A 25,456-nucleotide genomic window follows, 5' to 3' on the forward strand; every position below is an offset into this window, starting at 1 on the left:
ACTAAGCGTGCTGGTCAAATCCGATGCAATCGGTGGTCTGATCGAATGCAAACGCCTGGTCAAGTGCAATGCAAACGAGTGGTCAGTACCGATGCAATCAGGTGGTCAAGTGGAGTGCAATTTCGCACATGAGCCTGATTCAGTCGGCACGCATGAACGGGCATGACCCGTATGGCTATCTCAAGGATGTGCTTACGCGGTTGCCGACACAGAGGGCCAGTGAAGTTGGACAGTTGCTGCCGCACCAGTGGGTAGCTCGATCGCATTGATCTAATGGGCGTAACCCACTAGATTTCCCACTTTTCCCCCTGTCGTTGGCTAGATTTTCTTAACCGCGCCAAGATTTTCTTAAAATGTGCGCCGAACACTCAGAAAATATTAACCGAAAATGGCCGCGCAACCACTATTTGGGATTTTCCGCTTATCGACGGTAAGCGTCCCGCAATCACACCTTGCCGCATTGCGCTTTCTGGACGACCTAGACTTTGAACGGTTTGGGATAAGAGCTATGTTGGCGCATGGAAATCCTAGCGATAAGGGTGATCGCGTTCGCTTAAAAATACGCGGACACCATCGCCCTTAATGCTGGAGTTCGGTAGGTGACTTGGCCGGACGATTACGTTCTGGTTTCCGTGGGCCGAAAGAAAGGCCCCCACACTTGGCTTGAGTGTGGGGGCCTGCTTTACATAAGTGGCATGCGTAACAGTGTATTGCGTGATCAGACCCAGTGCCCGTCAGATTTCAGCGTGTAAAACGACTTATACTCTGCCGCCTCAAAACCAGCACGCCTCAGTCCTCATCAACCTCACGATCATTGGTCCGCTGGGGTGGCCTATGATTTTCGGGAAACAACTGACGGAATTTATGAATTTGCGCTTTCGATAACTCTATGTGCTTTTCGAACAAGACCCACTGCACATCCTCTGTACATGGCGGCGTTGTCAGCGAGCCTTTGTAGAACAGGTGGTGGCTTGCACTGGGGAAAACGCGACCAAGATCCGGCGAGGTTTTGGCGTCCAATGCTATTTTTCCCCCTTCATTAGCAGGAAGCTGGCGCCAGAACTGTGAGAATGCCTTGTTGGTTTTTCCCTCTTTGAGCATCACGCCGATGCACTAGCAAGTGGCCTTCCTTGTCTTGGTTCACCCAATGCATTTCCATCGGATAAGACCGGTGATTGATCTGGTGCTCGCTAGGCGTATGGAAATGAAATTGCACCAGGCGGTACTCATTTCCCTTGAAGTCGACTGCGCCGCCGCCAATGACATTGGCCTGAATAGTGTGACCGTTGTTGACAAGCTCCAGCGGCGCCGTGCGGTAATTGATCTTTAAGTCTGATTCTCGCCCTTTGATCGGCTTCACTTGCTTCATTTCAACATTGATCGGGGATTGCTGGGTGCCCGATGCACACAGGTTATTGCCAAGCTCGCCCCAATGCGCGGGGCCGTTATTCTCGCCATATGACCAATGAGTCTCGGCGGTTGCCATCGGCGTGTGGATGGCAAAAGTGGCAAGCAGCAACGCAGGCATAGCCTTCAACATGTTTTATCTCTTACGTTTTAAATGAAATGCCAGCTGACCTGCATTCTGGGGGGCATAGATTAGCGATTTTATTCCTGTTAACCCCTAGGACCTGTCTCAAATGCTGCAGCGACAAATACATAAAGCCCTGTAACCGCCCCTCCCTCTGATAAATACGCTTGGAAAATTACTATTTAGTTTATTAAAATCAATTGGTCACGATCTAATTTTACAAGTTATAGCCGAAACCGATCCACTCAGCATAGAAGCCTGATTTTCACGCGCAAGAAAATGTGCAGCCGAAATCTTTCCTATTTCAGAGCATGAAAAAATCAAAGATCAAAAATGGCCCTGCAGGCGTACTGAAGAACAGATACCTGAAGCCCTTGTACGGCATATTCTCGTTTTCTGGTTTGGAAGTATTCGACATAATCCGGCGGGGCGGGATCAAACTCGTTTATTGCATCGAGTTTTCCTTCAAGCCGGGCCTGCTGATCGGGCAGTCGAAGGATCGAATACATAAGCTGTGTGGGTAAGAGCTTCCAGTCAATATTGATGTCTAACGGTCGAAACTCAGGTGGTTTCACAACTGGCGCATGTTCGCCGCGTTCCCCGGCCGGCCGTATTGAGTTCCATCGTCAAATGCGAAGTGTAAACAGCCAGCGGCGTACGTATCCAGGTGAGACACGACAATGACCCCGAGGGGGGTCGTATCTTGACCCTCTTCAGTACGCTTTGCGCGACGTTCCTTAGCAGCCACAAGAAAGTTGCCTAGCACAACATCACCTATGGCAGATAACGCTGAAATAATGGCCGACACATTGCCTGGATCCATGATGACCTCTCCGTAAATTTAAGGCTGTGATAGCTTATTGTAGGCACTACGATCTCTTACGCTGGCTGGCTATAAGACGCAACGAAGTAACCTCTGCCCCACACCACCATTTTTCGAACGTCGGAAACCAAAAAAACCTGATTTTCTCTCTGAACGTAAGGGGTGTTCTTTTTCAGAGTTGGATGCTGAAGATGGCGTCCACGCAGGGCAGATGACTTGACAAGGTACGTATACAGGTTCCGATCTATCTATCGGCTTCTGGGTAAGGATGCCAAGGGGGATTGCCCAGCAACACATGGCGAATTGGAAAAGCTTCACATCTATTTTTCGCACCCAGTCAACTTAATGGTCCCCTAAAAGGGTATCGTGAAATTTACTGGTCGGGTGGCAAATTGTATGGCTGAACCTGTTCCGGCATTACCTTCTAGCGCTAACTATGTCATGCGATGATGGAACGAGCGGGGTCTAATCGTGAAAACCGCTCTAGCGCGGCTCATGCTCCGTGACAGCCTCAACGGGGTTGCCGCATCGGACTCACGTACAACGGGGCATAGAGCTGCTGCCCACCAAGGTCTAAAACCCGGTCGGAGACTCGAGGGATATGCGAACTGAGACGTCGTTCTGAAAACCAAACATGACGCGTTTTTTTCCTGCGAAGGTCCAGATCTCCAAGCTTATAGGTGCCCTGCAAAGTCCGATAAACCACGGCGCTTTCATTCGTCTCAACGCCTTGAAAAAAGACGATCTGCACTAGATCCTCCAAGCTCCAAACGCCCCTGCCATTCACAGTTGGCGGGCACAGCATCTGCAGCCCCTCAATGACCACGTCCTCAGCACAATCCAGGAAGTACTGAAGCTCATAGGCACAATTGATCATTGCCGCACGGTCGCGTGCTCCCGTCCGGATTGAAGTGATAGTTGCAAGAAAGCATGGACCTTCAACTTCACAGTGCGACCTCGCATTAACTGCGCGGCCCTCGGAATCAAGCACGTAGATCACTGGTACACCATTGCGAGTTTTGCCAGCACCGACTGCAGCGGCCTAGGTTGGAAAAAATCGCCAGCACGAGGTTCGATAACCGCACCTCGTGAGTACCCGCGACATAGGGAAATTCGTCGAGAGAAGAGACAGAGACCTCGTCTCGATCTCACCATCAATACATGTTATAGCCCCACGATGCGGGGTGTCAAAGCGTGGCCTTATTATCTCTTTTGTGGCTACACGGAAGAGAGATGGAATATCTGGAGGCTCTGGGGCAGACACTGAGGGAAATACGAGTCGCTGCGGGGCTTAGTCGGGAAGATTGCTCCCGGGTGATGAATCGCGATTACCTTGCCAGCATCGAACGAGGTCAGCAGGCAATCTCCATTTTGAAATTCAAGTCGTTGTGCGAGTGTCTAGCCATCACACCTAGTCTGGTGCTTTTGACTGTAGAGGCCCGCCTAGTAGGTCAAGGCCTCGAAAGTTACCTGGCCAGCCAAGAGCCCCAGTTCAACGGCCATGTTATGGCGGATAAATTACACGGCGAAGCCAATGGTAGAGCGAGCCAAGGGGTAAGAGGCAAACGCGCTGAAGACAATCGCAAAGCCATCCAATCCCTGCGGTCCGAAGGGCTTACCAAGGCAGAGATCGTTCGTAAACTTGGCGTTGGACGCACGACGGTGGACCGATATTGGAACAAGGCCAACACTTAGCCTCTCCCACCAATATTGGCCCCTTGGCGTGTTCCCCTCGATCAATTGTGAATGAACTGGTCCAACAGGCCCTCCCCGGCGCACAACGCGCCGTCACGTCAGCTACGTGTGTATGGCATCGGAAAGCAATTTATCGGTTAGATTGTGTGTGGCTGCTCTTCAATTGCCTTGCAACGCCACTTTTTGAGTACTTCCCGCCGCTCTGACGCAGGCGGCTGGCTGATAAATTACTGGCAACCTTCACCGCTACGTGGAAGACGGGAATGCCGGCTGAGCTCAGCAATATTTGAAGGTGGAAGCTGAGCCTTTAGGGCTTCGTTTTCCTTCGTCAACTTGAGGATGGTTTCGTGTGCTTGCACCAACAGACTCTGCGCCAGGTCCCTATCCGACTCCAGCAATGCAACTCGCTCCTTGAGCTCTTTTTGAACGCGCTTAGCAACCGATAATCGATGCCCTGCCGATTCTGGCTTGAGAAACCCAGCCTCAGCCACGTATGCCTTGATTTCCTTGATCAGGTGGGGATACCTGTTCTTTTTTAGGGCCGATGGATCTCTGCTAGCTTCCTTCGCCACATTGTTCTGGGACACAGCTGTCCCTGGTGACAAAATAACGGGCACATTCGCTTTCAGCCGTTCGAAAGCAGCTTTGAAGAGTTTCTCCGCTTCGCCCATATCATGATCAACCAATTGTGATTACCTCTATAACGTTGGCAGCTACTCTATACTGAGCCTCGAGGCTTTCATACCTGGGACTCCCTTTGAGCTCATGCTCTAGTTCGAACGCGATAAGCTTAATAAACCGTTCAAGCTTCGCGAGATTCCCCTTATCGACGAGCCCTTCCTTGCAAGTATTACAATTTACGATATTATCGAACCCTCCATACTGGCAAGGTGAATTTGAAAAACACAAACCAAGCAAGTTTTTACGAAAACTGAAGCGACCCTCACTAACAAGTTTAATTAGTTTTTTTACGTCTTTATCATTCAAAAAACTCAAGACTGACTGCTTGTGTTTTTCAGAAAGCAACGAAACATAATTTTCACCATTCAACTCAAGAGCAGCGAAAGCTAACTGCTTATGTAACTCTCCTAAAAACTCCTCTTTAAAGCCATTATTTAACTCAATGCTTGAATAATTCCGCCCATAGTAGTTAGTCATACTTACGTACAACTGCTTAAGCTGCCATTGCCCAGAACGCTCCGTTACTAGACTTGACCGACAAGCATTGACATACAAGGTACGACGAAGTTGATGATAGGCAAAAGACCATGATTGGCCAACCCCATACCTTTCAACGTCAAGATTGGGCGTTGCAAGTAGCGCTTCGTTCAAGTCTTCGACAGTTATTTTTATTTGATTTTCTTCAAACAAACCGGGACATCGTTGCCGCCATTGACCATAGGTTAACCATGAGCGAACACCCATCGATCTTTCAGAAATAACTTTTTTCGAAGGCAGCCACGGTTCTAGCCCATAAACTTCAAGGTAGGGATTCTCGAGTAGTTCGGGAGGCGTATCGATCCGCGTATCCAATTTGGCAACTTTCATCCGCAACCTTGCAATTGAGGTCATTACACGGATGGCTTTCTCCGACATTGAGGATGTCACCCACAACGCATTATCATCTCTGATAGTTTTACTAGTTTCGCCTTTTAAGAAGCATACATTCTCGCTACCAATTATATCGCTGTAGAAAGCATCCGCACGCAACCCCGCAGCCTCTGACACGCGCATGCCACTATAATTGATGAGATAAATCTTCCCGATAAATGTCAATGCATTAAAGTAACGCCCAAACGGTTTAGCTCCAGCACATGGCGTTAGCTCGGCAGGTACCTGATCATAAATCAATTCGCTGATCACTTTATGTACACCCTTAGATTTGGCGTACTCCGAAAACGAACCAAGTCTAATTTTTGACTTTCCAATATCACTAGAAAATGGCGACTTTTTATTAATAGCTCCGGAACGAGTAGCGACCTCTATACTCCCACAATTATGCACATAGGCTTCAAGTATCTCCTGATACATCTTTTCGAAAATTTCTTGATGCTCTAAATATTTCCGAAGGAAATAATCCAAACGACTTAGTTGGTATTTCCAAATTCTAGAGGGAATATACGGAGTTTGAACAGTAGCATGCTCATCACTAATTAACTCCTCAAACGCTGCCAACTGGGCAGAGTCGAACACATTAAAATTTAATACTCGCCTTCCTTCATTGATAGTTTTGAATACAACAACACACCCCCTCACTTTTGACGGAGACGTTTCAATGAGCCACCTTATCAAGTCTATTTGAACGAATGGAAATTTATGCAGGCTTTGAAGATCTATAGATTTCGATTCACAGAAATATATTATTTTCCTCAAGAAATCCACCTTCATCGCCATGCTTCTAGGCGACATCATCCCTACATCGCCAAACTGCATATACGCGGAAAATTTTCTCAGTAAGTCTTGATTACTCGCGCCTATTGGGTAACGTTGATTCTTGCTGTTCGCTATCCTGACAATTAACGGCGTTCTATATATCAGCGAGTAATCATAATAATCAGCGTCATATCTGCTGATCACATTGCCTTGGGCATCACACACCATTGGGAAATCATCAGGCGGCGGAAAGCTATTTAACCTATAGCTAAGACTATCAACTACAACACTTTCGTGGGGCATATTGCTAAAGTACTCAACCTTCACGTCAATTCCATCAATTCGATATAACCCGACCATTTTGGATGATAATCATACTCAGCACAGCGAGACAATGCCTCTAAGTACAAAAGTTCACATGTATCATTCTCGACTCTAAAGCCTGCGACAATTTGATCAATTCTTTTCAGCACAGCTAGCAAAGACGACATGCCACTTCCAATATTTGAACTATCAAAGAAGCCCTCGTTATTTTTTATAACACGGTAGCTAAGCAGCGACCATATATAATCAAAACTTGCAACCCCACGGTACTGCTCACAAAACAAGCATCCCGCTGAGTTTTCGCAATTTGGCTCAGCACCTAAATGTTCCATTGCAAGCAACTTTATTGGCGTTAATGAACTACATTTACCGGGCGCTACCGAAACTAAACCTTGCTCAACAGCACCGAAAAACCTAGTCCACTCAACCGCCGCGACCTCTAAATTTGGAGCTATGTAGGACTTAATAAACGTGCTGACGCCGTGCTGACCAACACCCGCCGCGATCTTGTCACTTTTTGAATACTCGAATACATCATTCAGCAGGTACTTCCGCATCGCACTAGGAGATATGTACTGGCGATCCAACCGTTTCAGAAGCAGCCGTAACGGCCGGGCCTGGAATTCATCCGATTGATTCTCGTTATCCATTCTGATGAAAGGGAACAGCCTTGGTGAAGGACGCACCAAAACAACCATCGAACGAAACTCCAGGTAAGCTTCAAAATGCGGTACAAACCTTTCATATATTTTATATTTTACTTCGCCCCCTTTACGCTCTTTATAAACACGGTAACGCCTTCCATTTTCTTCCACCCAACCTTTAATAGATGCCAGTTCTAGCATCCAAGCGTCTATAAGATTTGCCCCAGTGAAGAAAATGAAATAATGGAACTCACACATCATACGAAGATTCATGAAGGCACGTTCGCTTTGAAAGTTTCCTACTTGGCAATTCAATTCCAGGCCTTGCTCGGCATTCTTATTGACCGTTAAGTTACGTCCATTACCACCACGATTGAAATCGACCTTTTCACTTAGCTTAGTAGTTAATCTGAGTGGCAACATTGACAACGAATCGCTGCCGGACAGATGCTCTATAAGGTCAAGCAAATCAGATGTAAACTCCTGCGTCTCCTCAAATTTTTTATGTTTCGCCGAGACGGAAAAACTGCTTCGACCGCTTTTTGTTTTTCCCAACCGTGTTTTTTTTATAAGAGCGGAAGACTTTGTGCTGAGAACATCTTCAAGAGATTTCGCGACCTTTGAAACCCAATAGGACGCAGTTGCTCTAGCAATATTATTTCTTTGTACGCGCTGTGAAACCTCATTGGCCCAAGCAATAAATATTACTTCAGCACTACCTATATCAATTGCAAGATCCTCATCATCAATGTAAGAGAACAACTCTTTCAGGCAACTGTAGTGTGCAGCAAATGTCCGCTTGGACCGCCCACCAGTGATGATGCTCGATAAGAAATCATGAAGGGCTTCAACAAGCGGTAATCTATTCATCAAGGGCGGATCAAGCAAACCTTCCGACAACCGACGATACGCATCTCGCTCTTTTAGCTTTGCTGCTCCGACATAAAGAAATATTTTAAGGTCATGGGGGACATGTAGGGCACTGTAACGCATCATCGGAAATGTTAAGTCAGGTATAATGCTCATTATTTATAATACTACCCAGCCAGCATATGTTTTTCAAAAAAAGCATTCGCCCAGTTTTTTAGTATCCCTTCTTCCAAAACAAAATTTACGTAAGCTAACGAAGTTTGCTCATCTTTATGCATCAAAAGCTTTCTAACCAAACCAATTATCATTGGCATTTTTTGCGGCCCATATATGGTTATACCTGTAGCCGCTACCTCACTGGCGAAGGTTGCTCTTGCTCGATGAAATTTAAAATCATCAAAGTTTGTGCCTAACGATCGCGCGCTTTTTTTCAGGCGCATGATTTCTACATTTATTACGCTGCTTTTATCCTTGCCTCCCCGCACATAAGGCCGACCGAACCGATTCAGAAAAATTAACTCTTTTACAGAATCATCAGATTTCATCTTTCTTTCAAGTCGCCTTACCGAAGACATATAGCTTTTAATAGCAAAAAGCACCTCCATCGGGATGATTACACTTCCTTCCTTATCAAATTTTGTTTTGACTGCGGCGCCTTTGACATTCGGCCCCAGATGCAAATACGCAAAAAGATCGCGCCGATCACAGGTATTTAACGCATTATCAATAGTTTTTTCTTTCAAGTCACATATTGACCCTAAACGCATACCTGTAGAAAAAGCTATGAGCAACATCATATGCAGCTCTACGCTCGCATGACTTTTAGCTACAAACAATATCCTATCTTTCACAGATTTAGCGACGGGCAATAGCCCATCTTCTAGACCATTACTATTTCTCACATCTGGAATAGACAAGCTGTTTACTTTAATAGTTAATGTTTTTTTGAACCCTGCGAAGAGATCCACTCGTTTGTACACCGATCTTTCTTCAAACGGCGCGAATTCTGGGTCAAGCAGACGTTTTTCTAAAATCCACTTGTAAAACACTAGAATATCGGCCATACGCCTTTTAGTTGTGGACGATGCCAGCTCGCCGCTCTGTCGTAGGCCAATCAAATAGCCGCGATACCGAAGAAGTATGTTTTCGTTCCACTGTTTCGGAAAGTGCCACCAATTGGCCTTCTCACGTTCCAAATAGGCCATATATAGCTTTAGAGAGGTTGCACATGCGTGCAACGTCGCAATGGCATTCATATGCAAATGGACAGCTCGACCCCGGTGGAGAAACCAAAGATTAGCCTCATGCCAAGGCGTGCCATCAATCCAATAGGCTTGGGGAACATTTTCAATAACTTCCATGCAATCAGAAATAACGGGGGTGACGAGCGGCAGCGATGTGCCGTTGGGATGGGGTCGGTGGAGGCTGAGCCTTATATATTCAATTCGTGCCATTCGCTATCTCCTGAGAATGTCCATAGGCTGACATGAAGTCAGGTGGTGTCAATGGTCTTCATGAAGCCGGTATTCCAGGAAGGCTACTGCGTGATCACCCCCGACGGCCTGGAGCCAATCCATTTGCGGGCTGGGGATATCTTTGTGGTGGAACCGGGGATGAAGGGAACGTGGGAAGTGGTGGAGACGGTGCGTAAGTATTTTGTGTTTGCCTGACAGCCATTGTGGCGAGGGGGCTTGCCCCCGTTGGACCGGGCTGGCGCTCCAGTGCGTAGCGCTCCCGCTTTTTTTGGGGCCGCTGCGCAGCCCGACGGGGGACAAGCCCCCTCGCCACAGTTCCCGGAAAATCCCCTATTGGGGCTTGCGATAGCTGTTGATGATCGCCGAGAAGTCCTTGCCCCCTTCCCCACGCTGGCTCATCGATTGATACAACTGCTGCGCCACTGCGCCGAGGATCACCGGCTGGTGCGCCTGGCGGGCGGCTTCAGTGGCCAGCCCAAGGTCCTTGAGCATCAGTTCCGCACCAAACCCGCCGGTATAACCCCGCGACGACGGCGCCGTTTCGATAATCCCGGGCCATGGGTTGTAGGTGTCCGAACTCCAGCAGCGCCCGGTGGAGCTGTTGATGATTCCCGCCAACACTTGAGTGTCGATGCCCAGCGCATCGCCCAGGGCCATGGCTTCGCTGACGCCGACCATGGTGATACCCAGCAGCAGGTTGTTGCAGATCTTGGCGATTTGCCCGGTGCCGACTTCACCGCAGTGAACGATGTTACGGCCCATCTGCGTCAGCACTGGCTGCAGGGTGGCGAACAGTTCCGGGGTGGCGCCGACCATGAAGGTCAACGTCCCGGCCTGGGCGCCGCCGGTACCGCCAGACACCGGGGCGTCGGCCATCACCACGCCTTGTTTCGCCGCCGCCGCCGCTACGTCGCGGGCGGTTTGCGGGTCGATGGTGCTGCAATCCACCGCCGGCACGCCTTTGCCAATGCCGGCCAGCACGCCATCTTCACCGAGCCATACGCTGCGCACATGGGCCGCGGCCGGGAGCATGGTCACCACCAGCTCGGCGCCTTCTGCTGCCGCACGCGGTGAGGCGCTGATGGTGCCGCCCAGTTCGGCCAGTTCCTTGAGCACGGTCTGGTTCAAATCGAACAGGTTCAGCGCGTGGCCAGCCTTGATCAGGTTGCGCGCCATCGGCGCGCCCATGTTGCCCAGGCCAATAAATGCAATCTTCATGGTCGTCTCCTCGATCAGCGCAGGTTGATGGTGGTGTTGACGCCATCGTTGACGCTGTCGTCGTCGAACCAGCGGCTGGTGACGGTCTTGGTCTGGGTGTAGAACTGCACCACTTGCTTGCCGTACGGGCCCAGATCGCCGAGTTTCGAACCGCGGGAACCGGTGAAGCTAAAGAACGGAACTGGCACGGGGATCGGGATGTTGATGCCGACCTGGCCGACGTCGATTTCGCTCTGGAATTTACGCGCTGCCGCGCCGCTCTGGGTGAACAGGCCGGTGCCGTTGCCGAACGGGTTGGCGTTGACCAGGGCGATGGCTTGGTCGAGGGTGTCGACTTCCAGCACCACCAGCACCGGACCGAAGATTTCCTGGGTGTAGATCTGCATGTCGGTGGTCACGCCGGAGAACAGGGTCGGGCCGACGAAGTTACCGTCTTCGAAACCTGGAACCTTGATGCCGCGGCCATCCAGCTCCAACTTGGCGCCTTCTTTCACGCCGCTTTCGATCAGGTCGAGAATGCGTGCTTTGGCGCGCTTGGAGATCACCGGGCCCACATCAGTACCGGCTTCACTGCCGGCATTCACCTTGAGTTTTTGCGCCAGGGCCTTGAGGTCCGGCAGCCATTGCTTGGCCGCGCCTACCAGCACCACCACGGAAGTTGCCATGCAACGCTGACCGGCCGCGCCGAATCCGGCACCTACCAGGGCGTTGAGGGTTTGCTCACGATTAGCGTCCGGCAGCACCACGGCGTGGTTCTTGGCGCCCATCATCGACTGCACGCGCTTGCCGTGTTTGCCGGCGAGGTCATAGACGTGAGTACCCACGGCGGTCGAGCCGACGAAGGACACAGCCTTGATGTCTTTGTGGGTGCACAGCGCATCCACCACATCCTTGCCGCCGTGAACCACGTTCAGCACACCGGCTGGCACACCGGCTTCGACTGCCAGCTCAACCAGCAGCACGGTCGACAGCGGGTCCTGCTCCGAAGGCTTGAGCACGAAGGTGTTACCGCAGGCGATGGCCATCGGGAACATCCACAGCGGAATCATTGCCGGGAAGTTGAACGGGGTGATGCCTGCGCAGACGCCGATCGGCTGGCGCAGGGTGTAGGTATCCACACCGCCGGCGACGTTTTCAGCGAATTCGCCCATCTGCAGGGTGCCGATGGAGCACGCATGTTCGACCACTTCCAGGCCACGGAAAATATCGCCTTCAGCATCGGCAATGGTCTTGCCCTGCTCGGCGCTGAGGACCACGGCGATGCGCTTGGAGTGCTCGCGGATCAAGGCTTGCAGCTTGAGCATGATGCGCATGCGCGCACCGATCGGCGTCAGCTTCCAGGTCTGGAAGGCGCGATGGGCGGCGTCGATGGCAGCGTTGACTTCTTCGGGGGTGGAGAAAGGCACACGGGCCAGTACTTGCTGGGTGGCGGGGTTGACGATGTCTTGCCATTCGGTGGTCTTGGACTCGACCCACTCGCCGTTGATCAGCAGCTTGACCTGTTGCACGGAAATATCGGCAGATGCGTTCATGTGGTCTCCAATTCTTGTAGGTATGCAGAGAACCAAGGCGTTGAATCGCCTTGAGGATGAGGCGTTCGGACTGTTTTTGGAGTATAGATGTGCAAACTTCTAATAAGAACGCACATAAAAGCCGGTCCAATATGCAAAAAAACATCACGTCACTAGGCTCCCTGAACTGGGATGACCTGAAGTTTTTCCTCGAAGTCGCCCGCACCCGCAAGGCCAGCGTCGCCGCCAAGCGCTTGGCGGTGGACTACACCACCGTGTCGCGGCGCATTACCTCCCTTGAAGGATCCTTGGGCACTCTGCTGTTTGAAAAGTCCCGGACCAACGGCTTCGTATTGACCACCGAAGGCCAGCGTTTGCTGGGTTACGCCGAGTCCATCGAAAGCACCTTGCACATGGCCTGCGAACAGGTTTCCGGCTCCGGCGTGGCGTTGTCCGGCCACGTACGCATGGGCTGCACCGAAGGGTTCGGCAGCTTCTTCGTCACCCCGCAACTGAGCCACTTCGTCGACACCTACCCGGCGATCTCTGTGGACATCCTGCCCCTGCCGCACTTCATCAGCCTGTCCAAGCGCGAGGCGGATATCGTCATCGCCCTGGAGCGGCCGGAGCATGGGCCGTACGTGTGCTGCAAGCTGTGCGACTACAAGCTGCAGCTGTACGCGACCCAGGAATACCTGGACCAGCACCCGCCCATCCGCCGGGCAGCGGATTTGGCCGAACACCCGTTTATCAGTTATGTGGATGATTTAGCGTTCAGTTCGGAGCTGCTGTACCTGGCGAACGTGGTGCCCGGCGCCAGCGCGAGCTTGCGCAGTACCAGCGTGATCGCGCAGTACGTGGCGGCGCAGCAAGGGCGCTCGCTGGCGATCCTGCCGTGCTTTTTGGCGGCGCAGGATCCGCGGTTGCTGCCGGTGCTTTCGAAGGAGATCAACATTACGCGGCAGTTCTGGATGTACTGCCGCGAGGATTTGAGGAAGTTGAAACGGATCACCCTGTTGTGGGATTACATCCGTGAGGTGACGGAGCAGAATCAGCCGTTGTTGATGGGGGAAACGCGGGAGATGAGGTTTGCGGATTAAATAAATGTGGGAGCCGGGCTTGCCAGCGATAGCAGTGTGTCAGTCGCCAAATACATCAACTGATCCACCGCCTTCGCGAGCAAGCCCGCTCCCACATTTTTGAACGCATTCCATAGAGCGAACGAGGGCGTCGGCTTAGTCTGCAATCACCACAATCGACACCCGGCGATTCTCGGTGCGCCCCGCCGCTGTCGTGTTGGACGCCACCGGCTCGCTGCTGCCCAGCCCGCGCAGTTGTACGTTTTCTTCTTTCATGCCAACGCCCACCAACACCTGTGCGACGCTTTTTGCCCGGCGCAGGGACAGTTGCTGGTTGTAGGTTTCCTTGCCCGAGGCGTCGGTGTGGCCGTCGACCCGTACGCGCTCAATGCCCACACCCAGCAGCGCCTTGCCGATGCGCTGGACGATCTCGGTGCTGGGGGCATTCAGGCTTTCGACGTCGCTGCCAAACAGGACCTTGCCCGAGAGGCCGAAGGCCCAGCCCTCGTCAGTCAGTTCGAAGCCTTGCTGTTTGAGCACCGCGATTTGCGCCGGTGTCAGGCCTTTGGGCGGCGGTGTCTGGCAGCCACTCAGGGCGAGCATGGCCACGAGCAAGGTGATGAATAAAAAGCGTGCGGTCGAGAACAAGGGATCAACTCCTGTGTTGAACGTTGGCGGCGGGAGACTCGGATTCCGCCGTTTGCTGGCCACCCTGGGAGAGCCGTTTGGCCTGGTACATCGCCGCGTCGGCGGCGTTGAGCAGGTTACCGGGGGTGGCACCATGATCAGGGTAGATGGCAATGCCAATACTGAGTGAGGTCAATACGTGGGTGTCGCCGGGCAGCGCAATGGGCGCGTCCATGCTGGCGATGATTTTTTCGGCAATGCGCTGGGCGTCCTCAAGCCTATGCAGGGGCGACAGCAAGATGGCGAATTCATCGCCGCCCAGGCGTGCCACCAGGTCCTGTTCGCGCAGTTGCGCACGAATGCGCGCAGCCACTGCCACCAATACCGCGTCGCCGGCGGCGTGGCCGTAGTTGTCGTTGATGTCTTTGAAGCGGTCGCTGTCGAGGAACAATACCGCGACCTTCTCGTTGAGTTTTGCGGCGCTGCGCAGGGCGCGGATCAGTCGACCTTCGAAGAACGCTCGGTTGGGCAGCCCGGTCAGGCTGTCGTGGCTGGCCTGGTGGGCGAGGGTTTCGTTTTCGCTTTGCAGGTGGGTCTGCCAGGCTTCCAGCTCGTCGAGCAAGGCATTGAAGTCGTTGCCCAGGCTGTCGAGTTCGGCGATTTGCGCCGGCGGTACGCGCCGGTCAAAGGCCCGCTCGCTGCGGGCGGCGTGGGCCACCGACGCCAGGCTGTGCAACGGCCCGGTGATGCCGCGTAACAGGCGCCGCGCCAGATACAGCGCAACCCAGGCGCTGAGGGCGGTGCACACCAAAATCCCGGCAAGGCCGCTGAGCAGGAAGCGCAACAGGCTGCCGCCATGGCCGGTCAGGTGCACGCTGCCGATGACCTGGCCCTGGTGCAGGATCGGCTGGGTGATGGGCTGTTCAAGCAGCGCATGCGCCAACTGCAGCTCAATCATCGACAGCATCCCGGTTTCCGGGCGCTCCCAATGTGCCAGTTGCTTGCCTTCAACGTTGAAGACTTCTGCCTCGGCCACCTCTTCTTCCGAGGCAATCACGGCCAATGCTTCAGTGGCTGCCGCGCTGTCGTTGAACACCACCGCCGCTTCCACGGTGTAGTTGATGGAGCGGGCGATCAGGTGCAGGTTGTGGTCGGCATACACCCGTAGCGCGAGTACGCCGAGCAGGGTCAGGGAGATACTGGCCATGCTGACGGCCATCAGCGCCAGGCTCAGGTGCCCACGCCCGATCACCGAACGCAAAGTAGGGCGCACTGGCGCCTTATCAACTCTCATGAGCCCGGCGCTCGACGGCGGGACAGTTGCAGTACGCTCGGATGAATGCGCACACCGCTGCGGGCAACGGAGTCCAGGTTGACCTCGAAGGAGACCTGTTCGTCGGCCACTCGCAGGCAGAACAGGCTACCCACGGTGCATTGGTCACCGCCTTCGCTGATGCTGAGCACCGGACGGCCGGCCAATGCGGTGAACAGGCGGCTGCGCTCCTCGCTGGTCAATTGGCCGATGTAGACGGCGTCGCATGCGCTGGCAATGTCGGGATGGTCAGCCAGCAAACGCTGGACCACTACCGGACGGCCGGTAGCCTGGGTGGTGCCTTTGACCAGGTCATCGGTGTATTGGGTCGGCCCGACGATGCACAGGCGCAATTGCGCGGGCTCTACCGGCCAGCGGGCATAACTGAGGATTCCGAGGACCACCTGCGTGACAGACTTGGCCCGGTGATCGGCCATGTCGGCGGGGGGCTGGGCAAAAGCGAGAGGCGTGAAGATCCACAGAAGCGCCAACAGCAGCATTCGTCTCCAGCTCAAACTTCGCTCTGTGGGCGAGACAGCCACGTTCATGCAGCGATTCTCTAAGATCTTCTCGGGATGATGCCGCAACGATAGCACAACAGCAGAAAACCCCCGAGGCGACACCCAGGAGGATTCCGACATTTTATTAAGAAAAATCACACATTTGGATCAGAAAATTTAGATGACCCGTTGGTCAGGTTCTTTAACGATCAAGTTCCCAGCTCCAGCATCAGCCCACTCAAGCGCTTCACCTTGCGACTCACCGCCTCTTCGAACACGCCACCTCGGGGTTCGATCAGGCTGAACCAGTCCTTGGCGCGGGTGATGCCGGTGTAGATCAACTCTTTGGTGAGCACCGGGTTCAGGGCATCCGGCAGAATCAGTGCGGTATGGGTGAATTCAGAGCCTTGGGATTTGTGCACCGTCATCGCATAAACGGTTTCGACGTCGTTGAGCCGGCTGGGCAGCACAAAGCGCACGCCGCCCTGGCCATCGTTGCGCGGGAATGCCACCCGCAGCACCTGCGGCCCGCCGGCGCTTTCGGGTAGTTTCAGGGCGATGCCAATGTCGCCGTTCATCAGGCCAAGGCCGTAGTCGTTGCGAGTCATCAACACCGGGCGGCCTTCGTACCACTGCTGATCGCTGTCGATCAGCCGGGACTTGAGCAGCGCCGCGGTGATGCGCAGGTTCAAGCCCTCGACACCCCACGGGCCCTTGCGGACGGCGCAGAGCAACTGGAACGCGTCGAAGGCTTTCAGCAGCTTTTGCGCCCAGAGCGTCCAGGCCTCGTCATCCCGTGGCGTCTCTACGGACGGGCGCGCGGCCTGCAGCAGCTTCAGGTAATAGCGATAACCGTGGGCTCCGTCACCATGGCCGTCCAGCACCAGGCGCTCCAGTGCATGGTCGTGCTCGCCCTTGAGGCTGACGCAAAACAGATCGGCATGGCTGCGGGCAGCCAGCAGTTTGCGGGCCTGTTCAGGATTTTGCTGATTGACCCAACGGGCCAGTTGGCCGATGCCGCTGCCTTCGCCAAAACGCCGCGAGTAACGCAGCATCACCACTTGTTGCGCCAATGGATGACTGCCGTCGAGGTCTTCCTGCAGGCCGCTGGCGCGGAGGTCTTCGCCGCTGACCTGTTGCAGCCACAGGCGGGTTTGCGGGCTGTAGAAACCGGCTTCGGCGTCGCGGCACAAATCACCCAACACCGCGCCGGCCTCGACCGAGGCCAACTGGTCCTTGTCACCCAGCAGCACCAGGCGGGCATGGGGTGGTAAGGCATCCAGCAGGTTGGCCATCATTTCCAGGTCAATCATTGAGGCTTCATCCACCACTAATACATCCAGGGGCAACGGATTGCCGATGTGATGCCGGAAGTGTCGGGTGCCAGGTCGGCTGCCCAGCAAACGGTGGACGGTGGTGACCTGAGTCGGGATTTTTTCCTTCACCGCATCCGGTACTTTCAGCGACAGCACTTGCTGGCTGATGGACTCGGTCAAGCGCGCGGCCGCCTTGCCGGTGGGTGCCGCCAGGCGGATGCGCAACGCGCTACCGCTCTCTACCGCTGGCGCCTGCAACAGCGCGAGCAAGCGCACCACCGTGGTGGTCTTACCGGTGCCCGGGCCGCCGGTGACGATGCTGAATGCACCGCGTGTGGCCAAGGCGCAGGCGAGTTTTTGCCAGTCGACGACACCGTCTGGCGGGGCTTGGTCGAACAGCCGATTCAAGCGTTCGGGCAGATCGTCGGCAACGCTTTCGGTGGTGGCGAGTCGCAGGCGCAAGGCGCTGTCGATGCGCCGTTCGTAAGTCCAATAGCGGCGCAAATACAGGCGTTTGCCCGACAGCACCAGTGGCCGGCTTTGCGCGTCCGCGCTGCCGTCGACGGCCAGTGCCACCAGGCGGCTGGCGGCCAGGACGTTGCACCAGTGAGCGCCATCCAGGCCGTCGAGCAATTGCGATGGCAACAGCATGACGCCCGTTTGCGCATCACCTTCGGGCGGCAGCGACAGGGCGAAATCCGGAGCCTTGAGGGTTTCGAACAGGTCCAGGCACACATGGCCATGGCCCAGTTGGTGACTGGTCAGGGCGGCGGCCAGCAACACCAGGGGGTCAGCCTGGGGATCAAGCTCGTGGAGGAAGCCGACGAAGGCTTTATCCAATGCGCGCAACCAGCCGCGCTGCACCCAAAGGTCGAGCAATTGCACCAGGTCGGCGGCGCGGCTGATGGGCGTCAGCGCCTCGAGCGGTAACGGCGACAGGCTCATAGCAGCTCTCCTTGTTCCCAGGCGGGCTCGGCTTTGGGTGGTAGCGGTTTACCCTGGAACAGCAGGTCCAGGTTTTCGATCAATGCCCGAGGCGGACGGGTGAAATACGCACCCTGGCTCGCGGAATGAGTGCCCCGCAGGAACAGGTACAACGCACCGCCGACATGGCGGTCGTAGTCGTAATCCGGCAGACGAGCCTTGAGCTGGCGATGCAGGGCCAGTAGGTAAAGCACGTATTGCAGGTCGTAACGATGATCGAGGATCGACAGTTCCATGGCCTGTTGTGTGTAGGCCGAATCGTCGGGACCGAGCCAGTTGGATTTGTAGTCAGCCACGTAGTAACGGCCTTCGTGCTCGAACGTCAGGTCGATAAAGCCCTTGAACATGCCGTTGAGCAGCACAGGTTCAGCCGACACGCGGGATACGCCCTTGTGAGTGTGCTGGCACACCAGTTTGTCGAGCGCCAGGACGTCGACTTTGTGACTGGCGAACCAGAATTCCATTTCGATCTGGTAGTGCTGCAACTCGCTAAGGGCCAACTGCCCGTTATCCAGCGGCAACCGGGCTTGCAACAGGTGCCCGAGCCAGCCGCTGAGGGTGCCGATCCAGCCTTCCCATCCACGCCGGTTACAGCGGCGAGCGACCGCATCTTCGATGGCCTCCGGGGTAACGTCGAAGCCTTCGCCGCCCGCCCATTCCAGCAGACCATGGAGGAAGGTGCCGGGGTTTGGCCCGCGTGGGAAACGGTGAATATCGCCGCCGGAAGCCGGTACTTCACGCGGTGCATCCGGGTCGAGGCGTTCGTCGTCAAACAGCTTCTGCGCTTGTGGGCTTTCCGGTGCTTCGAGGCTGGCGGCGCTCATGCTTTCGCCGATGCGCAGAGCACTGTAGGAAGCGATCCACCAGTTTTCTGCGGCCTTGCGTTTGGGCAACAGCGGCGCAAGCAAAGTGGCTTCGTTGCGCGGCGGGTGGAAGATGACCGCATCGGCTTCGGGTATCTCTGAGTAATGCAGCGCAGGGCAACCTTCCTGCAAGTCGAGCAGCCAGCGGGTCAGGCCGGCGGATTCACCCAGTGAAGCACCGCCGCCGAGCAAGTAGCCCAGGGCCGACAGGTGCAACACCGAGCTGTTGTTATTGCCGCGCTTCAGGTCAGCGATCCCCAGCCAGCAAGCGTGTTTGGCCCGGGTCAGCGCCACGTAAAACAGGCGCAGGTCTTCGGCCAGGCGCTCGTCGTCGGCTTGGGCGATCAACTCGGCGGTGGGCCTGAGGCTGACTTGGGATCTGCCGTTTGCATCGTGGTAATGCAACGGCAAGCGGCTGCCATCCACCGGTTTTGCCGAGCAAATGAACGGCAGGAAGACCAGGTCGTATTCCAGCCCCTTGGATTTGTGGATCGTCACCACTTTGACCAGTTGCTCATCACTCTCCAGACGCAGGATCTGCTCTTCGCCAGCCTGCCCGGAGAGCGCGAGATGTTCAGCCAGATGGCGAATCAATGCCTGTTCGCCGTCCAACTCCGCGGCCGCCTGTTGCAACAACTCCGAGAGGTGCAACAGGTTGGTCAGCACCCGTTCGCCATCACTACGAGTGATCAGGGTTTGTGGTAATTGGAAGTCGTGCAACAGACGACGCAGCATCGGCAGCACACCTTGGGTCCGCCAGATGGTGCGGTAGTCGCGGAACTGCATCACGCGTTTTTCCCACGCCAGTTCGTCCTGGTTCAGACGTTCCAATTCGGGTAGTGACAGGTTCAAGGTAACGCAGGCCAGGGCAGCGCGCAGTGGGCGCTCGACGTCCGGCTCGGCGCAGGCTTTGAGCCAGGCCAGCAGGTCGTGGGCTTCCTGGGCGGCAAACACCGAATCCTTGTCAGACAGGTAGACGCTGCGCACACCACGGGCGGCCAGTTCACCACGCACAGCTTGGGCTTCCTTGCCGTCGCGCACGAGGATGGCGATATCTGACGGCAGCACGCCTTTGAAGCTAGCGTCTTTGCTCAGGAATCCGGCAGTACCCTGCTGGCCGCCGTTGAGTAATGCGACGATTTGACTGGCACAGGTCGCGGCCAGCTGTTGGCGGTAGAGCACGCTGGAGATCGGCTGGTCGGTGGGCAGGTGCCAGAGGTTCAGCGCGGGCAACGTCTGACCGTTGACCTGCAGTTGTTCCTTGCGGCCTTGGGACAATACCGACTGGAACGGCACCGGATTCGTACCGTCGGGCTCACGGAACAGGAACGCGCCACGGCCTTTTTCTGCGCGCTGGAACACATGGTTTACCGCCTCGACCATGGCATGGCTCGAACGGAAGTTGGTGCCCAGAGTGTGATGGCGGCCGGTGGTGGATTGGCGCGCGCGCAGATAGGTGTAGATGTCGGCACCACGGAAGGCGTAGATCGCCTGCTTCGGGTCGCCGATCAGGAACAGGCCGCTGTCGAGGTGGTTTTCTTCGATGCGGTAGATGCTGTCGAAGATGCTGTATTGCACCGGGTCGGTGTCCTGGAATTCGTCGATCAAGGCGACCGGGAATTGCTCACGGATCACACTGGCCAGGCGTTCGCCGCCGTCGGCCTGCAGCGCGGCGTTGAGGCGGATCAGCATGTCGTCGAAGCCCATTTCGGCGCGCCGACGCTTTTCTTCTTCGAAGCGTTTTCCGACCCAGCCAGCGGCGTGTTGCAGCACGGCGGCATCCGGCGTTGGCAGGGCGTCGAGGCTGGCCTTGAGGCTGGCCATGGCGTCGATACCCGGATGGTGCGGTGGTTCGCCTTTCCAGGCTTCGGCCATACCGTCGGGCGTCAGGCGGGTGAAACCGGTGCCGATGTCCAGTTGCTCAAGGGATTCATCTGCCGCCCAGGCGCTGATCTTCTCAAACCAGGGCTCGAAGTAACGCGCTTGCATCTTGCGACCATCGACCGCTTTGGCAGCGACGGCGTGCAAGCAAATGTTGCGCAACTCTTCTGCCCATTGTTGCCAGGGTGCCTTGAGCGCGACGAGGGCTTGGCGGCGTTCCTGTAGGCATTCGTTGATCAGCTCGGCGGGGTCGCGAGTTTCATCCGTGGGCCGCTCGCTATTGAACAACGCGCGTACCCGTGGCATCAGGGCTGCCGGGCCGCCCCAATTGTTGCGCACCCAGTTCAATGCGTCGTCGTGCATCGGGTAGCAGAACAATCGCCAGTAGTCGCGTAGCACTTCGCCGAGCAGGTCGCTGTGGTCGGTTTCCAGGGTCTGGGTGAACAGGCTGCCGCTGTCGAAGGCGTGTTCGCGCAGCATGCGCTGGCACCAACTGTGGATGGTGGAGACGGCGGCTTCGTCCATCCATTGGGCAGCGATATCCAGGCGATTGGCGCAGCCGGGCCATTGTTCGGGGCTGTATTGGTCGCGCAGTTCGGCGATCAGTGCATCGGGTTCTTCGATTTCTTCGCGGAAAAAACGCGCGGCTTCGGCCAGGCGGATGCGGATACGTTCGCGCAGCTCTTTGGTGGCGGCATCGGTGAACGTCACGACGAGAATTTGCGGCGGCAGCAACTCGCGGCCGAAGCCCGATTCGTCACCGCCGTGGCCAAGTACCAGGCGCAGGTAAAGCGCCGAGATGGTGAACGTCTTGCCGGTGCCGGCGCTGGCTTCGATCAGTTGGCTACCCTTGAGCGGGAACGCCAGGGCCAGGGGTTTTGTGCCGCTCATGCGCTGGCCTCCGCGCTGGTGAGTGATCGCCAGGGGGCGTTGATCAACGGTCGATAGAGGGTTTCGCACCAGCCTTCGAATTCTTCGCTGGCCAGCAGGGCAGCGTAGTCGGGGAACTGCCGGGTAAGCGCAGGGCTTTCGCGGCGCTCGCCGTCGGTGGTTTGGCCGTCGCCTTCATAGGCTTTGCTGGCGGCGGCTTGCGCTTTGGCCGGGTCGGTTTGACCGAGCCAGGCGAACGCTGTTTTAACGGCGATCGGCAGTGGTTCGCTCATTCCGGTTTTCCACGCGAGCAGCAGGTTACCGAGGAGTTCCTGGGCGGTGGCTTGCTCCAGCGGGGCCAATAGCAGGGTGTCGTCGCTCGCAACCAGGCCGGTGCTTAATGGCAGCCCGCAGGCGCAGGCCACCAGGTGGTTCACCCACGGGCGAATCAGGCGATGCCACTTGCGGGTTTTGATCGAGCCGATGCTGTTAGGAATGGCGGTGACACTTAAAAAGCTGCCGTCGCTGCGTTGGTGCAGGCCGCTGATCCAACCTTCCAGCTGGATGCCCTGATGCTCAAAACTGATCGGTTCGGCGCTGGTGTGCGGTGTTGGCCAGAGAGCCAGGAGTTGCTGATAACGTTGCAGCAGATCCGGCAAGGGCTCAATCAGTTCTTTGCGCAGGCATTCGCCGAAACCGACCATGGGCAACAAGCCGCTGCCTTGCAACCGCAGGGCTTGGGCGTTAAGGGCTCCGTCGAGGTTGTCGGGGCTCGTGAGTGCCGCCGTGAGCAAGCTGTCGCTCAAGCTATAGCGCTGCAGTGCATCAAGGACGAAGGGTTCTTCATCTTCCAGCGGAACTTCGGCGGCTTCGAAAAACACTTTCAGGCGCTGGCTGAAGAAGTGTTTGACCGGGTTGCGCAGGAAGTCTTGCAGTTGGCCGAGGATCAGCGGCTCTTCCTGAATGTACGGCGCCAGGCTGCCAGTATCTGGAAGATTTTCCGCGGCCGCATGGAGCAACTGCCATTCGCGGGCGTAGCTGAACAGCTCATCACCTTCGTGGAAGTAGCGGGCGCTGAAGGGTTGGAGCGGGTGTTCCTGGGTGGTGGCTTCCAGCAGTGGTTCGCCGCTGGTGGTGTGCCAGCCGCTGGCGATGTGGTCGCGCAATTGGCCAATCAGGACGGATGCCGGGCGGTCGCTGTTGTCGCGGATGCTGCGGCCAACCCAACTGATGTAGAGCTGGTCGCGGGCCGATAGCAGGGCTTCGAGCAACAGGTAGCGATCGTCTTCACGGCGTGAGCGGTCGCCAGGGCGGTAGTCGCTGCCCATCAGGTCGAAGTCCAGCGGCGGTTGCGCGCGCGGGTAGTCGCCGTCGTTCATGCCCAGCAGACACACCAGCTTGAACGGGATCGCACGCATCGGCATCAGGGTGCAAAAATTGACAGCCCCGGCGAGGAAGCGTTGGGACAGGCGGCCCTGGTCGAGCCCAGCCAGCCAGGCCTCACGGACTACGGTCAGGGGTAACTCGTCGTGCAAGCCGACGGACTCGCAGGTCTCGAGCCAGGTTTCTCTCAGTTGCTCAAGCTGCCCCAAGAGGTAGTCATCGTGCTCGTTGCTCGGAAGGAAGAACAACTGCATCAGGTTCTGCAGGCGCTCGCCCCACTCTCTCGGCGCGGCGGGTTGTGACAGTGCCTGGTGGGCGTCGTGCAGTGCGTCGAGCAGTGCGACCAGCGGGCCGATCAGTGCGGCGTCGAGGCCACCGATTTCATCGTAAGGCTCGATGCCATCGCAGGCCGAACCCGTACCGACGGCGTAGCCCAGGAGCATGCGGCGCAGGCCGAAACGCCAGCTGTTTTGCTCCAGCTCCTGAGGCAAGCCGAGACCGGCGCGCTGTTCGGCGTTGAGGCCCCAGCGGATGCCTGCGCCTTCGATCCAGCGGTGCAGGGTCGGCAGGTCGCGCTCCTTGATGGCGAAGCGTTCACGCAGGGCGGGGACGTCGAGCAGGTCGAGGATTTCGCTGACCGGGAAGCGGCTGTCGGGGAGCTTGAGCAAGTGTTCGACGGCGATCAGCAATGGGTCGCGGCCGCGCTGGCCTTGATCTGTCAGGGTGAACGGAATAAAGCGTAGGTCGCTTCTTTCAAGCTGGCCGAATACGGCGCGAATGTGCGGCGCGTAGCTGTCGACGTCGGGGACCATGACGATGATATCCCGTGGACGTAGCGTGGGGTCGGCGCTGAAACGCTGGAGTAACTGGTCGTGGAGAATTTCTACTTCGCGTTGGGCGCTGTGGGCGATGTGGAAGCGGATGGACGTGTCACGCTGCAGATCGACGCCAGGCCAGAGTTCGCGGGTTTCGTTGAGCGGTCGCAGTTCGAGGATGTCGTCCTGGAGCTGGTTGAGCAAGGTGGTGGGCTCGCTCTCGCTGAACAGGTCGATGCGGCCGTCACGGAATGCCGAGCGGTAACTGTTGGGGTCGTCGTAGCTGCCCAACAGGTTGATGTAGTCGCGACCTTGCTTGCCCCAGGCAGCGAGCAGCGGGTGGGCGTGCTGGTGCAGGGTTTGCGGGTCGATGGTGACCGGCATTCCGGCTTTGCGCGCCTGGCGTTTGTATTCGTTTCGGAGCAGGTCTTTGTCGGCGACGATGTCGGACCAGTGGTGGCGACAAGGGTTGTGCACGCACAGCAGCACTTGGCTGAAACGGGCGAGGCCGGCGAGCGCTTCCAGGGCTTGGGCTGGCAGGGAAGAAATGCCGAAAACGATCACGCGGGAGGGCAGGCCAACCGGGGCTTTTTCGAGGGTGTTGATGCGCTCGATAAAGCGCTGGTGAACGCCGGCGCGACTCTGGGCCATGCCCTCCTCTCCGACATCCAGCAGCAGGGCACGCCATAGTTCGGCTTGCCAGCAGTTGGCTGGGCTCAGGGGTTTGGATTCGCCTCGGCCATTGCGTAGTTGATGCCGACCCGCAGCCCAATCTTCCAGCCAGTCGGCACGGTAGACCTGGTATTGGTCGAACAGGTCGGCGAGGCGTTCTGCCAGTTGGTAGCGTTTGCGCAGATCCGTGTCGTGGGTCAGGAAGCGTTGCAGGGGCTCGAAGTGGGGCTGGTCGATCAGTTCGGGGAGCAGGCGCATGAGGCGCCAGGTCAGTGGGGCTTTGTCGAGCAGGGACTTGGGCGGGATCTCGTCTTTGCCCAGGACCATGCGATAGAGCTGCCACATGAAGCTGCCGGGAAGTTGTACGTCGATAGCCGCAGCGATGCCGCAGCCGCCCATGTCTTCGTCTTCAGGGTCTTCGGCCAGTGCCAGTTTGAGCCATTGGGCAATGCCGTTGCTTTGTACCAGGGCGATTTCGTTTTCCAGGGGAGCCAGTGGGTAACGGCGCATCCAGCTGACAACCAGGCTGCGCAGCTCATCCAGGCGGTTGCCGTGAACCACCATGAATCCAGCACTGAGGGACGTCGCATCCGGCATAACGGCTTCCTTGGGAAAAGCAAAATCGAGGGATGGACTTTAGCATTGAAGGCAGTCGTAGGCTGCAAGTGAGGAACACTTGAGGACGCTCGC

17 protein-coding genes and 2 pseudogenes are annotated in these 25,456 nt (G+C 56.3%); 4 read left to right on the forward strand and 15 right to left on the reverse strand.

Annotated features, from left to right (window positions below):
- Window positions 1-116 precede the first annotated feature (116 nt).
- Window positions 117-269 (forward strand): annotated as a pseudogene (locus SNL23_RS17470) (transposase domain-containing protein); the annotation flags it as partial.
- 520 nt (window positions 270-789) lie between these two features.
- Here the strand turns inward: SNL23_RS17470 and SNL23_RS31590 are convergent.
- The 3 genes from SNL23_RS31590 to SNL23_RS17480 form a co-directional block, all read right to left on the reverse strand.
- Window positions 790-1,101: a carbonic anhydrase family protein gene (locus tag SNL23_RS31590; RefSeq protein ID WP_412104233.1), complete on the reverse strand. Its 312-nt coding sequence runs from the start codon at window positions 1,099-1,101 to the stop codon at window positions 790-792.
- Window positions 1,040-1,540 carry a carbonic anhydrase family protein gene (locus SNL23_RS17475; RefSeq protein WP_318302940.1) on the reverse strand — a complete coding sequence of 167 codons (501 nt, stop codon included), beginning with the start codon at window positions 1,538-1,540 and terminating at the stop codon, window positions 1,040-1,042. Before SNL23_RS17475 ends, SNL23_RS31590 begins: the two co-directional genes overlap by 62 nt.
- 1,325 nt (window positions 1,541-2,865) lie before the next feature.
- Window positions 2,866-3,354: a hypothetical protein gene (locus SNL23_RS17480; protein ID WP_318302942.1), complete on the reverse strand. Its 489-nt coding sequence runs from the start codon at window positions 3,352-3,354 to the stop codon at window positions 2,866-2,868.
- Between the two features lie 233 nt (window positions 3,355-3,587).
- Between SNL23_RS17480 and SNL23_RS17485 the strand changes: the two genes are divergently transcribed.
- Window positions 3,588-4,049, forward strand: a complete 462-nt coding sequence (locus tag SNL23_RS17485) for a helix-turn-helix domain-containing protein (RefSeq protein ID WP_318302943.1) — start codon at window positions 3,588-3,590, stop codon at window positions 4,047-4,049.
- 227 nt (window positions 4,050-4,276) lie between these two features.
- On the opposite strand, the gene SNL23_RS17490 is transcribed toward SNL23_RS17485, so the two are convergent.
- Genes SNL23_RS17490 through SNL23_RS17505 form a run of 4 tightly spaced genes read right to left on the reverse strand, consistent with a single transcriptional unit; the run spans window position 4,277 to window position 9,714 of the window.
- Complete coding sequence (locus SNL23_RS17490; RefSeq protein WP_318302945.1) at window positions 4,277-4,735, reverse strand: hypothetical protein; 459 nt, start codon at window positions 4,733-4,735, stop codon at window positions 4,277-4,279.
- Complete coding sequence (locus SNL23_RS17495) at window positions 4,728-6,749, reverse strand: hypothetical protein (protein ID WP_318302947.1); 2,022 nt, start codon at window positions 6,747-6,749, stop codon at window positions 4,728-4,730. The genes SNL23_RS17490 and SNL23_RS17495 overlap by 8 nt, the downstream gene beginning before the upstream one ends.
- Window positions 6,746-8,416, reverse strand: a complete 1,671-nt coding sequence (locus tag SNL23_RS17500; protein WP_318302948.1) for a hypothetical protein — start codon at window positions 8,414-8,416, stop codon at window positions 6,746-6,748. Before SNL23_RS17500 ends, SNL23_RS17495 begins: the two co-directional genes overlap by 4 nt.
- Before the next feature lie 11 nt (window positions 8,417-8,427).
- Complete coding sequence (locus SNL23_RS17505) at window positions 8,428-9,714, reverse strand: site-specific integrase (protein WP_318302950.1); 1,287 nt, start codon at window positions 9,712-9,714, stop codon at window positions 8,428-8,430.
- A 72-nt stretch (window positions 9,715-9,786) separates the two neighbouring features.
- On the opposite strand from SNL23_RS17505, the pseudogene SNL23_RS17510 reads away from it, so the two are divergent.
- A pseudogene (locus SNL23_RS17510) lies at window positions 9,787-9,930 on the forward strand (cupin domain-containing protein); the annotation flags it as partial.
- Between the two features lie 135 nt (window positions 9,931-10,065).
- Here SNL23_RS17510 and mmsB read toward each other — a convergent pair.
- Window positions 10,066-10,953 carry a 3-hydroxyisobutyrate dehydrogenase gene (mmsB, locus tag SNL23_RS17515; RefSeq protein ID WP_318302951.1) on the reverse strand — a complete coding sequence of 296 codons (888 nt, stop codon included), beginning with the start codon at window positions 10,951-10,953 and terminating at the stop codon, window positions 10,066-10,068.
- A 14-nt stretch (window positions 10,954-10,967) separates the two neighbouring features.
- Entirely contained in the window at window positions 10,968-12,485 is a 1,518-nt protein-coding gene (locus SNL23_RS17520) for a CoA-acylating methylmalonate-semialdehyde dehydrogenase (RefSeq protein ID WP_088423592.1), read from the reverse strand.
- A 131-nt stretch (window positions 12,486-12,616) separates the two neighbouring features.
- Between SNL23_RS17520 and SNL23_RS17525 the strand changes: the two genes are divergently transcribed.
- Window positions 12,617-13,564: a LysR family transcriptional regulator gene (locus SNL23_RS17525; RefSeq protein WP_076013825.1), complete on the forward strand. Its 948-nt coding sequence runs from the start codon at window positions 12,617-12,619 to the stop codon at window positions 13,562-13,564.
- A 135-nt stretch (window positions 13,565-13,699) separates the two neighbouring features.
- Here SNL23_RS17525 and SNL23_RS17530 read toward each other — a convergent pair whose 3' ends face one another.
- The 6 genes from SNL23_RS17530 to recC form a co-directional block, all read right to left on the reverse strand.
- Window positions 13,700-14,191, reverse strand: coding sequence for an OmpA family protein (locus tag SNL23_RS17530; RefSeq protein ID WP_076013826.1), 492 nt, complete (start codon window positions 14,189-14,191; stop codon window positions 13,700-13,702).
- A gap of 4 nt (window positions 14,192-14,195) precedes the next feature.
- A complete protein-coding gene (locus SNL23_RS17535) occupies window positions 14,196-15,464 on the reverse strand; it encodes a diguanylate cyclase domain-containing protein (RefSeq protein WP_076013827.1) in 1,269 nt (422 codons plus the stop codon).
- Window positions 15,461-16,030, reverse strand: coding sequence for a YfiR family protein (locus SNL23_RS17540; protein WP_167665277.1), 570 nt, complete (start codon window positions 16,028-16,030; stop codon window positions 15,461-15,463). Before SNL23_RS17540 ends, SNL23_RS17535 begins: the two co-directional genes overlap by 4 nt.
- 161 nt (window positions 16,031-16,191) lie before the next feature.
- Window positions 16,192-18,243: an exodeoxyribonuclease V subunit alpha gene (gene recD, locus SNL23_RS17545; RefSeq protein WP_318302953.1), complete on the reverse strand. Its 2,052-nt coding sequence runs from the start codon at window positions 18,241-18,243 to the stop codon at window positions 16,192-16,194.
- On the reverse strand, window positions 18,240-21,917 hold the full coding sequence (gene recB / locus SNL23_RS17550; protein WP_318302955.1) for an exodeoxyribonuclease V subunit beta: 3,678 nt from the start codon (window positions 21,915-21,917) through the stop codon (window positions 18,240-18,242). Before recB ends, recD begins: the two co-directional genes overlap by 4 nt.
- Window positions 21,914-25,363 (reverse strand): exodeoxyribonuclease V subunit gamma, encoded by a 3,450-nt coding sequence (gene recC / locus SNL23_RS17555; protein ID WP_318302957.1) that lies wholly within the window; start codon window positions 25,361-25,363, stop codon window positions 21,914-21,916. The genes recB and recC overlap by 4 nt, the downstream gene beginning before the upstream one ends.
- Window positions 25,364-25,456 lie beyond the last annotated feature (93 nt).

This window comes from Pseudomonas sp. SED1, assembly GCF_034044025.1.
Classification (GTDB): Bacteria; Pseudomonadota; Gammaproteobacteria; order Pseudomonadales; family Pseudomonadaceae; genus Aquipseudomonas.

What these genes read in the sequence shown, in the direction of transcription:
- SNL23_RS31590 (WP_412104233.1), bottom strand. Translation starts at nt 1,101, where the DNA reads ATGCTCAAAGAGGGAAAAACCAACAAGGCATTCTCACAGTTCTGGCGC.
- SNL23_RS17485 (WP_318302943.1), top strand. Translation starts at nt 3,588, where the DNA reads ATGGAATATCTGGAGGCTCTGGGGCAGACACTGAGGGAAATACGAGTC.
- mmsB (WP_318302951.1), bottom strand. Translation starts at nt 10,953, where the DNA reads ATGAAGATTGCATTTATTGGCCTGGGCAACATGGGCGCGCCGATGGCG.
- SNL23_RS17505 (WP_318302950.1), bottom strand. Translation starts at nt 9,714, where the DNA reads ATGGCACGAATTGAATATATAAGGCTCAGCCTCCACCGACCCCATCCC.
- SNL23_RS17525 (WP_076013825.1), top strand. Translation starts at nt 12,617, where the DNA reads ATGCAAAAAAACATCACGTCACTAGGCTCCCTGAACTGGGATGACCTG.
- SNL23_RS17535 (WP_076013827.1), bottom strand. Translation starts at nt 15,464, where the DNA reads ATGAGAGTTGATAAGGCGCCAGTGCGCCCTACTTTGCGTTCGGTGATC.
- recC (WP_318302957.1), bottom strand. Translation starts at nt 25,363, where the DNA reads ATGCCGGATGCGACGTCCCTCAGTGCTGGATTCATGGTGGTTCACGGC.
- SNL23_RS17540 (WP_167665277.1), bottom strand. Translation starts at nt 16,030, where the DNA reads ATGAACGTGGCTGTCTCGCCCACAGAGCGAAGTTTGAGCTGGAGACGA.
- SNL23_RS17475 (WP_318302940.1), bottom strand. Translation starts at nt 1,540, where the DNA reads ATGTTGAAGGCTATGCCTGCGTTGCTGCTTGCCACTTTTGCCATCCAC.
- recB (WP_318302955.1), bottom strand. Translation starts at nt 21,917, where the DNA reads ATGAGCGGCACAAAACCCCTGGCCCTGGCGTTCCCGCTCAAGGGTAGC.
- SNL23_RS17500 (WP_318302948.1), bottom strand. Translation starts at nt 8,416, where the DNA reads ATGAGCATTATACCTGACTTAACATTTCCGATGATGCGTTACAGTGCC.
- SNL23_RS17520 (WP_088423592.1), bottom strand. Translation starts at nt 12,485, where the DNA reads ATGAACGCATCTGCCGATATTTCCGTGCAACAGGTCAAGCTGCTGATC.
- recD (WP_318302953.1), bottom strand. Translation starts at nt 18,243, where the DNA reads ATGAGCCTGTCGCCGTTACCGCTCGAGGCGCTGACGCCCATCAGCCGC.